We start from the raw sequence: 11,218 nt of genomic DNA, 5'->3' as shown, positions 1-11,218 counted from the left end.
GAAGTTTCCACGCTAAAGTGGGCGTCAGGAAAATACTCAACACACCGGGGCCGCCACTTTTCCCCAGGCCGCCCCGTCAAAGCGCGAGGGGGTTGGCCATGGGCCGCGGCCGGGCTAAGGCAAAGCAGACCAAGGTTGCACGGCAACTCAAGTACAGCTCGCCGTCCACCGACTTCGAGAGCCTCCAGCGAGAGCTGTCTGGCGGAGCAACCAACTCGCAGCGGGACGAAGTCTTCGCCGAGCAACGTTCCGGTTGGGACGACGACTACGACGACGACTGGCGTCGCTGACCTGATATCACTCTCCGACGGAGGGGGAGGCCGACTTTCGGCTCCCCCTCCGTCGGTGGTGTGGTCGGCGTTCGACGCGAGGCCGGACGGCGCTCGTCACCGTCCGTAGCCTTCGAGTCTGTGACTTCCGAGTTCACAACACGGCAGTGAGCCGAAAGGCCGGTCCCCCATTCATCCTGGGGGAACCGGCCTTTCGTCGTGTTCGCGTCGGGCGACGCACGCCCGTCAGAAGCGCGGGTGGTCTCCGAGGAGCACCGCACGCTCGTCGGCGCCGTCCTGCGCCTTGCGGACCGTGCCGAGCGTCCAGCAGTCGATGTGCCGGGCGGTGAGCACCGCCAGAGCACGATCGACGTCCTCGGGGGCCACGATGGCCACCATGCCGACGCCCATGTTGAAGGTCTTCTCCATCTCGACCCGCTCGACCCGTCCGCGCTGCGCGATGAGGCCGAAGACCGGAGCCGGACTCCAGCTGGTGCGGTCGAGCTCGGCGACGAGCCCCTTGGGCATCACGCGCGCGAGGTTCGCGGCGAGGCCGCCACCGGTGACGTGGCAGAAGGTACGCACCTCGGTCTCGGCGGCGAGCGCGAGGCAGTCCTTGGCGTAGATGCGGGTGGGCTCGAGCAGCTCCTCGCCGAGGGTGCGACCGAACTCGTCGACGTGCGCCGTCAGGCTCATCTTGCCGATGTCGAGCAGCACCTTGCGGGCGAGCGAGTAGCCGTTCGAGTGCAGACCGGAAGCGCCCATCGCGATGACGACGTCGCCGGGGCGCACGCGGTCGGGTCCGAGCAGCTTCTCGGCCTCGACGACACCCACGCCGGTCGCGGACAGGTCGTAGTCGTCGGCGGCCATGACGCCCGGGTGCTCGGCGGTCTCGCCACCGAGCAGCGCGCAACCGGCCTGGACGCAGCCCTCGGCGATGCCGGCGACGATCTCCGCGACCCGCTCGGGCACGACGCGACCGACGGCGATGTAATCCTGCAGGAACAGCGGCTCGGCGCCGCAGACCACGAGGTCGTCGACGACCATCGCGACGAGGTCGAGACCGACCGTGTCGTGCTTGTCGAGTGCCTGCGCCACCGCGAGCTTGGTGCCGACACCGTCGGTGGACGCCGCGAGCAGCGGCTCCTTGTATCCACCCTTGAGCGCGAACAGACCGGCGAACCCACCCAGGCCGCCCATGACCTCCGGGCGGGTGGCCTTCTTCGCGTGCGGGGCGAACAGTTCGACGGCTCGGTCACCGGCCTCGATGTCCACGCCCGCCGCGGCGTAGGAAGCTCCGGGGGTTGCGTCCTCGGTCATGAGTTGTCGGCTCCAGCCTCGAGTTGTGTCTTGTCGTGAAAAATCTGGCTACATGCGGGCAGGCACACCTGCGTCCGGGCATGCGAAACGCACGCCGAACCGTGCCGACCGCGGCACTTACGGTACCCGACCAGCTTCTACGGCCGACTGAGAACGTCCGCGTTGTCGTTGTCCAACACGGTCGGGGTGGCCGAATCGGTGTCGACGACGCCGTTGAGGACGTCCTTGCCCGCCTGATGCTCGCTGGGGAGCGCGATCGGGTAGTGGCCGTCGAAACATGCAGCGCACAAACGGGATGCGGGCTGCTCGGTGGCGCCGATCATGCCGTCGATCGAGATGTAACCGAGCGAGTCTGCGCCGATCGACCGGCGCACCATCTCGACCATCTCGTCGTAGTCGTGCCCCTCCTCGACGGTGTCGCGGGTGCCCGCGCCGTTGGCGATCAGCTCGGCCGGCGACGCGAAGTCGATGCCGTAGAAGCAGGGCCACTTGACCGGCGGCGAGGCGATGCGCACGTGGATCTCGAGGGCGCCGGCCTCGCGCAGCATGCGGATCAGGGCGCGCTGGGTGTTGCCGCGCACGATCGAGTCGTCGACGACGACGAGGCGCTTGCCGCGGATCACCTCGCGCAGCGGGTTGAGCTTGAGCCGGATACCGAGCTGGCGGATGGTCTGGCTGGGCTGGATGAAGGTGCGGCCGACGTAGGCGTTCTTCATCAGTCCCTGGCCGTAGGGCAGGCCGGAGCCCTGTGCGTAACCGACGGCGGCCGGGGTTCCCGACTCGGGCACCGGGATGACCAGATCGGCGTCGATCGGGTGTTCCTTCGCGAGCCGGCGGCCGATCTCCACGCGGGTCGCGTGCACGGAGCGACCGGCGATGGTCGAGTCGGGACGCGCGAGGTAGACGTACTCGAACACGCAGCCCTTGGGCTCGGGGTTCGCGAAGCGCGACGAGCGCACACCGTCCGCGTCGATCGCGAGCAGCTCGCCGGGCTCGATGTCGCGGACGAAGGATGCACCGACGATGTCGAGGGCGGCGGTCTCGCTGGCGACGACCCAGCCGCGGTCGAGGCGTCCGAGGCACAGCGGGCGGATGCCCCACGGGTCGCGGGCCGCGTAGAGGGTGTGCTCGTCCATGAAGGTCAGGCAGAACGCGCCGCGCAGCTGCGGGAGCAGCTCCATCGCGGCCTCTTCGATCGTGCTGTTCTTCGCGCCGTGGGCGAGCAGCGCACCGACGGTGTCGGAGTCGGAGTTCGCCGCACCGGGCCGCGTGGGATCGAGCACACCGAGACGGCGTCCGCGTTCGGCGAGTTCGGCGGTGTTGACGAGGTTGCCGTTGTGGCCGAGCGCGACGCCCGAGCCGGCGGCGGTGGTGCGGAAGATCGGCTGCGCGTTCTCCCAGGTCGTGGACCCGGTGGTGGAGTAGCGGCAGTGGCCGATCGCGATGTGGCCGGTCATCGCGGCGAGCGTCTGCTCGTCGAAGACCTGGCTGACGAGACCGAGATCCTTGAAGACGAGCACCTGCGAACCGTCGGCCACGGCGATGCCCGCAGCTTCCTGTCCGCGGTGCTGCAGCGCATAGAGACCGTAATACGTGAGCTTCGACACGTCCTCACCGGGAGCCCACACTCCGAACACTCCGCACTCTTCGCGGGGTTCGTTCTCGGGTTCGGTGGAGGCGAGAAGATTACGTGTGTGGACCGACAGATCGGCACTGGTCACGGACGTGCTCCCTGAGGCTGGACAAGCGGGGCTCCCCCCATTCTACGGCCAGCGCCGGGTGCTCCCTCCCGGACGCCCGGTGTGGGCCCCGGTAAACGTCAGAGTCGGGCGATCGGGAGCAGCCGTCCGATCTCCGCTGCGCGCCCACCCGATGCCTCCACCGCACCCGAGTCCACGGCCCCGTCGAAATCGATGCTGCCGACCACCAGACGCAGCCACGTCCGCGGATCGGTCTCGACGACGTTGGGCGGTGTCCCTCGCGTGTGGCGAGGGCCCTCGATGCACTGGACGGCCACGAACGGCGGCACCCGCACCTCCACGCTCGATCCCGGCGCGATCTGTTCGAGGGTGCGGGCACTGAGCCGGACGGCGGCGGCGAGATCGGGGCGCGGCGGCTTCTCGTCGCTCTCCCCCGTCACCCATGGACCCACCCGTTCGAGGGCTGCGCGCAGTTCGGCGGGGTCGACGGGTTTCCGGGGTGCCATGGCAGCACAGCCTAACGAGGTGGGCGCGTCGCGATGCCGACCGCGACGGCACCGCCGGCGTTGATCGCCAGGTGCAGGAGCATCGGCGCGACGACACTGCCGGTCCGTCGTCGCAGTTCGTCGAACACCACCCCGCTCAGGGCGGTGAGCGCGACGGTTCCGGGCACCGAGTCCCCGGCGTGCCGGGCGGGAACGACGTGCCAGAGCCCGAAGGCGACCGAGGTCAGCACCCGGTGCCACCTCCGTGACGCGCGGCGGGTCAGGGCGTACAGAACCGATCGGAACAGCAGTTCCTCGGCCAGGACCGTCCCGAAGGGGATGTGTACGAAGACCCACTCGGTGTGGTCGGCGCGTCGCGCTCCGGCGGCCATCCGCCGTCGTACGGGTGGGACGGCGAGCATCACCGTGTAGGCCGCGACCGGCAGGACCGCCGACGCGGTCCCCCACCGCAGGCCCTTCCCTGCTCTGCGCCAGCCGAGCTCGGCTGCGGAGACACCGGCCGCGCGGGTGGCCGCGGCGAGCGCGACACCGAAGCCGGCGTTCGCGGCGGCCCTGCCGCGCGGACCGAGATCCATCGCCGGGAGGACGAGGGTGTTCCACGCGACCAGCGCGGCGGCGCATCCCGCAGCGGTGCAGCTCACGGCGGTGCCGCTCACAGCGGTGACTCGCGAGGTCACTTCTCGGGTCCGTCGTCCTCGGCGAACGCCTCGAGGGCGATGCGCACCCGCTCGGTGTCGTTCTCGGTCCAGCCCTCGGGCTGGGTGATCTCGATCCATCCCTCGAGCACCGCCGACCCGTAGTTGTGGCCGTGTCCGTCGGGCACGCCGGCAGCGTTGGTGAGGTCGGCGGAGACCTGCCAGAAGGTGACGAAGGGGAACCACCGCATCTGCGGCAGCCGGTCGCGTCCGGGCGGCTCCGACAGCCAGTCGGGGCGGGAGAACAACAGGTCCGGCGACCACCAGACGACGGGATCCGAGGCGTGCTGGATGTAGAGCACGCGGGGCGACAGCCACGGTGTGTCGGGCTCGTGGATCGCCTCCCGGCTGTCGGCGAAGCGCACGACGAGACCGTCCGCGTACACCGGCTGCACCTCGGTCGTGCCGGGATCGCGGCGTTCGACGAGCTGCCGCCACAGACGGTTGGAGTTGGGCGGGCCCACCCACAGCACCCCGTCCATCTGGGCGCGGATCTCGGCGAGACTGTCGAAGGCACCCTCCCCCGACTGCGTGCCGAGGCTCTCGCCGTAGAGGAACAGGTCGGGGCGGTCGTCCTCGGGCAGCTGCGACCAGCGTTCGTGCACTCGCTCGACCAGCATCTTGCCTGCGGCAGCGGCCTTCTCCCGGTCGGCGAGGAAGGAGATCCAGCTCGGCAGGTAGGAGTACTGCCAGGCCACCATCGCCAGGTCGCCGTTGTGGACGAGTTCCATCGCGCGGGCCGCGGTGGGATTGACCCAGCCGGTGCCGGTGGTGGGGATGAGGACGAGAGTGGAACGGTCGAAGGCACCGGTCCGCTCGAGTTCCGCGAGAACGAGGTCGATGCGTTCTTCCGGTGTGGGTGCGGTGTCGAGCCCGACGTACACCCGGATCGGTTCCGGTGCGGGACTGCCGTTGACGGCGGTCAGTTCCTCGGCGTCGAGTCCTCGCGAGACGAAGTTGCGGCCCTCGAACCCAAGCGTCTCCCACGCCGCGAGGGATTCGGGGCTGCCGGACTTCGCGGGATCGACCGGTTGGATCGCGCCGGGACGGGTGGTGTCGTCCTGCAGACCGAACGCCTGGTTGACGATGGCGTAGGTGCCGCGGATGAGCACGCCGTCGATGAGCATGAAGGTCGCGAGGACCACGACCAGAACACCCAGCGTGCGGGCGAGACCGAGCGGCATCCGGGTGCGGCGCATGAGCAGCATCGACACCCAGCGGACGATGTCGCGCAGCCCGCGCCACAGGGCGATGAGAGCGGCGGCGACCGCGACGCTCAGCACGATGGTGCGCAGATATCCCGAGGTCGTGGTGCCCTCGACACCCATGAGCGCGGCGAGCTGACGTTGCTCGCCGGCGGAGAGCACGAGTGCGACGAGCGACGCGAGAGCGGCCGCGACCGGAACCGCGACCTTGATGGCACGCAGCACCGGCAGCGGCGGCGGCCACCACCGTCGCCCGGGAAGCAGGAAGCGCGCCACGGCCCAGCCGACGACGCATCCGACGCCGTACCCGATCGCGGCGTTGATGCCGCCGATCAGGCCCTGGAAGAGCCAGTCGCGCGGGAGCAGCGACGGCGTCAGCGACCAGCAGAAGAACAGCGCCGCGAAGGCGACGCCCGTGAAGTCCAGGCTGAGCCACCCCCACACCCGTGCGGTGAGGGGGTGGCGCTCACCGAAGTCGGTGACCGCGGCGATGATCCGGCCCTGCCGGGCCTCGAACGCCGCCAGCCGATCGACCTGGGTGGCCGGCACGGTTACCCGAACAGGGCAGGCAGGGTCCCTTCCCACACCTCGCGCAGCTCGGTCATGGGGATCGAGAACAGGCCCTGGACCTCGACGGAGTCGGATCCCTCGTCGACGACACCGATGCGCACCCACGGCATGTTGCGTGCGGTGCACATACCGGTGAAGCGCGACTCCTCGGTGCGCGGCACGGCCACGAGCACGCGGCCGGCCGACTCGGAGAACAGCGTCACGAACGGATCGGCGTCCTCGGGGATCAGCACGCGGCAGCCGGTCTCGCCCGCGAGTGCGGCCTCGACGACGGCCTGCGCGAGACCACCCTCGGACAGGTCGTGCGCGGCGGAGATCAGGCCGTCGCGCGAACCCGCGGTGAGGATCTCCGACAGCAGTCGCTCACGGTCGAGATCGACCTTCGGCGGGACACCACCGAGGTGGTCGTGCTCGACCTGCGCCCAGATGGAGCCGTCGAACTCGTCGCGGGTCTCACCGAGCAGGATCAGCGTCTCGCCCGGCTCGAGGCCGATGCCGGTGGGGATGCGGCGGTGCACATCGTCGATCACACCGAGCACCGCGACGACCGGGGTCGGCAGGATCGCGGTGGCGCCGGTCTGGTTGTAGAAGCTGACGTTGCCGCCGGTGACGGGGATGCCGAGCTTCGCGCAGCCGTCCGCGAGGCCGCGCACGGCCTGCTGGAACTGCCACATCACGCCGGGATCCTCGGGCGAACCGAAGTTCAGGCAGTTCGAGACGGCCTTCGGCGTCGAGCCGGTGGCGGCGACGTTGCGGTAGGCCTCGGCGAGGGCGAGCTGGGCGCCCGCATACGGATCGAGCTGCGTGTAGCGGCCCGAGGCGTCGGTCGCGAGCGCGATGCCGCGGCCGGTCTCCTCGTCGATGCGGACCACACCGGCGTCGGCGTTCTCGGCGAGCACCGTGTTGCCGCGGACGTAGCGGTCGTACTGCTCGGTGATCCACTTGCGGCTGCACAGCGCCGGCGACGCGAGCATCTTCAGCAGCGTCGCGCGCAGCTCGTCGGCGGTCTCCGGACGCTTCAGGCCCGCGGTGGTGTTCGCGATCAGCGCGTCCTGCGAGGCCGGGCGCTCGACGGGGCGCTCGTAGACCGGGCCCTCGTGCGCGACCGTGCGCGGCGGCACGTCGACGACGGTCTCGCCGTGCCAGTCGATGACGAGGCGGTCGCCGTCGGTGACCTCACCGATGACGGTGGCCAGGACGTCCCACTTCTTGCAGACGTCCATGAAGGCGTCGACGTTGTCGGGCGTGACGACGGCGCACATGCGTTCCTGCGACTCCGAGGACAGCACCTCGGCCGGGGTCATGCCCTTCGCGCGCGTCGGGACACGCTCGAGGTCGATGTGCATGCCACCGTCGCCGGCGGCGGCGAGCTCGGAGGTCGCGCAGGACAGACCGGCACCGCCGAGGTCCTGGATGCCGACGACGAGCTTCTCGCGGTAGAGGTCGAGGCAGCACTCGATGAGCACCTTCTCGGTGAAGGGGTCGCCCACCTGCACGCTCGGGAGCTTCTTGGGGCGGCCACCGGCGCTGTCGTCGAAGGTCTCGGAGGCGAGGACGGACACGCCGCCGATGCCGTCGAGTCCGGTGCGCGCGCCGAACAGGATGACCTTGTTGCCCGTGCCGGAAGCGTGCGCGAGGTGCAGGTCCTCCACGCGCATCGCACCCGCGCACAGCGCGTTCACGAGCGGGTTGCCCTGGTAGGAGGCGTCGAAGACGGTCTCGCCGCCGACGTTGGGCAGGCCCAGGGAATTGCCGTAGCCGCCGACACCGCGCACGACACCGTCGACGACGCGACGGGTGTCGGGGTGATCGGCTGCGCCGAAGCGGAGCTGGTCCATCACGGCGATCGGGCGGGCGCCCATGGCCATGATGTCGCGGACGATGCCGCCCACGCCGGTCGCGGCGCCCTGGTACGGCTCGATGTAGGACGGGTGGTTGTGCGACTCGACCTTGAAGGTGACGGCCCAGCCGTCGCCGATGTCGACGACGCCGGCGTTCTCACCGATGCCCGCGAGCATCGATTCGCGCATCTCGTCGGTGGTGGTCTCGCCGAAGTAGCGCAGGTGCACCTTCGACGACTTGTACGAGCAGTGCTCGGACCACATCACCGAGTACATGGCGAGTTCGGCGTCGGTGGGGCGACGGCCCAGGATCTCCTTGATCCGGGTGTACTCGTCTTCCTTCAGACCCAGCTCCCGATAGGGCTGAGCGACGTCGGGGGTTTCGGCGGCGTGGGAGACGGTATCCACGTGCGGTGACACTGGGCGTCGGGTCCCTTCACTCTGGGATCGAAAACGGCAGGCCGGGCGGGAACTGCCGCGGATCAGTCTATCGCTGCGCAGGCGCGACGGGGTTCACCGGTGCGGGCACGAGCTCCGACGGTGTGACGGCCACCTCGGTGCCCAGCGCATCGAGGGTGACGGTGCCCGAGTGCTCCCCGTCGAATCGGTACCACCCGTCGACGAGCGTGAAGGTGGCGATCACCGGCGGTCCGCCGAGATCGACGATCCAGTACTGCAGGACGCCGGCCTCCGCGTATTCGGAGAACTTCGTGACCCGGTCGGTGCGGGCCGTGCCGTCGACGGTGACCTCCACGACCAGCTTCACCTCGGAGATCGGTGCCCGATCCGGGTCGGCGTCGACGAGGGAGCGGCCCACGACGATCACGTCGGGGCACCGCACCGTCAGCGGCTTCTCCGCGACCAGCACCTCGACGCCGCCGAGCGCGCACCATTCGTCGGGCAGCTTCTCGTCGAGGAGCAACGCCAGGGTCACCGCGGCGTGATCGTGCGCCGCTCCCGGCGCCGGCGCGGCGACGAGGACGCCCTCGCACACCTCCACGTGGTGCCCGTCGGATTCGGGCAGGGCCGACCACTCGGCGAGGGACAGCAGATGATCGGGGTAGGACGGGACGTCCACTGCATTCCCCCGTTCTCTCCGACCGGACACGACCGTCTTCAGTGTGTCACCGGCGGGTGCTTCGGGGCGGGCGAACGCGGTCACGATGCCGGGGTCAGGAAAGCGGTCAGGGCCTGCGCATAGCTCGCCACGTCGTCCGCGCCCATGAACTCGCGCGCCGAGTGCATAGCGAGCTGCGGGGCTCCGACGTCGACGGTCGTGATGCCGGTCCTCGACGCGGTGATCGGACCGATCGTCGAGCCGCACGGCAGGTCGGCGCGGTGCACGTACCGTTGCAGCGGGACCCCCGCCTGCTCGCAGGCCAGCGCGAAGGCCCCGGCGCCGGTCGCGTCGCTCGCGTACCGCAGGTTCTGGTTCACCTTCAGGACCGGTCCGCCGTTCACCGCGATGCGGTGGGCGGGTTCGTGCCGCTCGGGGTAGTTGGGGTGCGTGGCGTGCGCCATGTCACCCGACGCGACGATCGAGCCGGCGCGGGCGCGGAGGAACTCCTCGCGCCCACCGCCCCGGAGCAGGACGATCCGTTCGATGACGGTGTTGAGCAGTTCCGAGAAGGCGCCGCGGTCGGACATGCTGCCGACCTCCTCGTGGTCGAACAGGGCGAGGAGCGGCATCGGGCCACCGTGCGCAGCGACGTGTTCCGCGGCGTCGAGCAGGGCGTGCAGCCCGGCGTAGCAGGTGCCCTGGTTGTCGAGACGCGGTGCGCTGACCAGGTCGCGGCCCGGCCCGACGACCGCGCTCGGCGCCAGGTCGTGGGTCATCAGCTCCCAGCCGAGCACCGCGCCCGGATCGATCCCGTGCTGCTCGGCGACCCACGCGATGAACGAGCGCGGTTCGGTGCCGACACCCCAGACAGCGTTGACGTGGCGCTGCGGGTCGAGCTGGACGCCCTTGCGGTCCTCGGACAGGTGGATGGCGAGCTGCGGGACCCGCAGGACCGGCGCGTCGACGCGGACGAGGACGTCCTCGGTCGTCTCCCCCGCGCGCACGGTGAAACGGCCGGAGATCCCGAGGTCGCGGTCGAGCCACGAGTTGAGCCACGCACCGCCGTACGGTTCGAGCCCCACCATCCGCCAGCCCGCCGACGTGAGATCGGGATGCTGCTTGACCCGCAGGTTGGGGCTGTCGGTGTGCCCGCCGACGATGCGGAAGGGCTCGGCCGGATCGTCGGCGACACCCTCGGTGCTCCACGCGATCAGCGACCCGCCGCGCACCAGGAAGAAGCGTCCCGGCTCGGAGGGCCAGGCCTGCTGCTCGTGCAGTTCGACGAAGCCCGCCTCGGTCAGCGCCGCGGCGACGGTGGCGCAGACGTGGAACGGCGACGGCGACAGGTCGACGAAATTACAGAGACCCCGAGCATCGGCACGCGTGGAAGACATGACTGCATCTTCGCATCACGGACAGTCTCGGTGCTGAACGAAAGAGCCGCGCCGCTCCCCTCGTACCGAGTGTCAGTGGCCCTCGGCGACGCAGAACAGGTTGCCCTCGGGGTCGGCGAGCGTCACCCAGCGGAAGTCGTCTCCCATGTTCTCGCGATGGACCTCCTTCGCGCCGGCCTGCACGAAGCGCTCGACCTCGGCGTCGAGATCGGGGGCCGTGAGATCGAGGTGCACGCGGTTCTTCCCGGGCGTCGGATCGGACACCTTCTGGAAACCGAGCCTGATGCCCTGCGGCAGGGCGACGATGAAGAACCAGCCGTCGTTCTCCTGCTCGATGCGGCCGCCCGTACGCTCGGCCCACCACGTCGCGATCGGAGCCGGGTCGGTGGTGTCGAAGGTGATCATCGCGATGGTCGCTGTCATGCCGCGACGGTACCGCCGGGGACCGACACGCAACGCCCGTCGACGGACAGGCCCGATTTGGGTAGTCCTACTCAGGACAGGACGATTCGGCTCCGGCAGACTGATCCGCGATGTCGCGCATGGGGGATGACGACGACATCGCGCCCGGGACTTGATCGGGGGGTCGAGCTCCGGGTTGTAGGGACGAGGGATTCCGCAGCCGATCGGGACGGTCGCGGGGTCCCTCGTTCCGTCT

At 70.0% G+C, this 11,218-nt stretch carries 10 protein-coding genes; 1 reads left to right on the top strand and 9 read right to left on the bottom strand.

Going from position 1 to position 11,218, the window contains the following annotated elements:
• Window positions 1–98: 98 nt before the first annotated feature.
• A complete protein-coding gene (locus AC0LPE_RS03615; RefSeq protein ID WP_006551813.1) occupies window positions 99–290 on the top strand; it encodes a DUF3073 domain-containing protein in 192 nt (63 codons plus the stop codon).
• Window positions 291–515: 225 nt separating this feature from the next.
• Here the strand turns inward: AC0LPE_RS03615 and purM are convergent, their stop codons facing one another.
• From purM to AC0LPE_RS03570, 9 genes are all read right to left on the bottom strand, one after another.
• Window positions 516–1,589, bottom strand: a complete 1,074-nt coding sequence (purM, locus tag AC0LPE_RS03610; protein WP_490605620.1) for a phosphoribosylformylglycinamidine cyclo-ligase — start codon at window positions 1,587–1,589, stop codon at window positions 516–518.
• Between the two features lie 137 nt (window positions 1,590–1,726).
• Window positions 1,727–3,310 carry an amidophosphoribosyltransferase gene (gene purF / locus AC0LPE_RS03605; RefSeq protein WP_016695605.1) on the bottom strand — a complete coding sequence of 528 codons (1,584 nt, stop codon included), beginning with the start codon at window positions 3,308–3,310 and terminating at the stop codon, window positions 1,727–1,729.
• A 98-nt stretch (window positions 3,311–3,408) separates the two neighbouring features.
• Window positions 3,409–3,795, bottom strand: coding sequence for a sterol carrier family protein (locus AC0LPE_RS03600; RefSeq protein ID WP_016695604.1), 387 nt, complete (start codon window positions 3,793–3,795; stop codon window positions 3,409–3,411).
• Window positions 3,796–3,806: 11 nt separating this feature from the next.
• The gene (locus AC0LPE_RS03595; protein ID WP_229567053.1) at window positions 3,807–4,472 is read right to left on the bottom strand and encodes a CPBP family intramembrane glutamic endopeptidase; all 666 of its coding nucleotides are present in this window, start codon (window positions 4,470–4,472) and stop codon (window positions 3,807–3,809) included.
• Complete coding sequence (locus AC0LPE_RS03590) at window positions 4,469–6,244, bottom strand: alpha/beta hydrolase (protein ID WP_088897488.1); 1,776 nt, start codon at window positions 6,242–6,244, stop codon at window positions 4,469–4,471. Before AC0LPE_RS03590 ends, AC0LPE_RS03595 begins: the two co-directional genes overlap by 4 nt.
• Window positions 6,245–6,246: 2 nt before the next feature.
• A complete protein-coding gene (gene purL, locus AC0LPE_RS03585; protein WP_490605619.1) occupies window positions 6,247–8,526 on the bottom strand; it encodes a phosphoribosylformylglycinamidine synthase subunit PurL in 2,280 nt (759 codons plus the stop codon).
• Between the two features lie 67 nt (window positions 8,527–8,593).
• Window positions 8,594–9,184: a Uma2 family endonuclease gene (locus AC0LPE_RS03580; RefSeq protein ID WP_088897490.1), complete on the bottom strand. Its 591-nt coding sequence runs from the start codon at window positions 9,182–9,184 to the stop codon at window positions 8,594–8,596.
• Window positions 9,185–9,264: 80 nt separating this feature from the next.
• A complete protein-coding gene (locus AC0LPE_RS03575) occupies window positions 9,265–10,560 on the bottom strand; it encodes a M18 family aminopeptidase (protein WP_490605618.1) in 1,296 nt (431 codons plus the stop codon).
• Window positions 10,561–10,632: 72 nt separating this feature from the next.
• Window positions 10,633–10,983, bottom strand: coding sequence for a VOC family protein (locus AC0LPE_RS03570; protein WP_064061098.1), 351 nt, complete (start codon window positions 10,981–10,983; stop codon window positions 10,633–10,635).
• Window positions 10,984–11,218 lie beyond the last annotated feature (235 nt).

The organism is Rhodococcus sp. S3 (assembly GCF_058211795.1).
Note: the sequence above shows the minus strand (reverse complement) of the source record. Positions and strands in the feature narration are given on the sequence as shown.

What these genes read in the sequence shown, in the direction of transcription:
- AC0LPE_RS03615 (WP_006551813.1), top strand. Translation starts at nt 99, where the DNA reads ATGGGCCGCGGCCGGGCTAAGGCAAAGCAGACCAAGGTTGCACGGCAA.
- purM (WP_490605620.1), bottom strand. Translation starts at nt 1,589, where the DNA reads ATGACCGAGGACGCAACCCCCGGAGCTTCCTACGCCGCGGCGGGCGTG.
- AC0LPE_RS03600 (WP_016695604.1), bottom strand. Translation starts at nt 3,795, where the DNA reads ATGGCACCCCGGAAACCCGTCGACCCCGCCGAACTGCGCGCAGCCCTC.
- AC0LPE_RS03575 (WP_490605618.1), bottom strand. Translation starts at nt 10,560, where the DNA reads ATGTCTTCCACGCGTGCCGATGCTCGGGGTCTCTGTAATTTCGTCGAC.
- AC0LPE_RS03570 (WP_064061098.1), bottom strand. Translation starts at nt 10,983, where the DNA reads ATGACAGCGACCATCGCGATGATCACCTTCGACACCACCGACCCGGCT.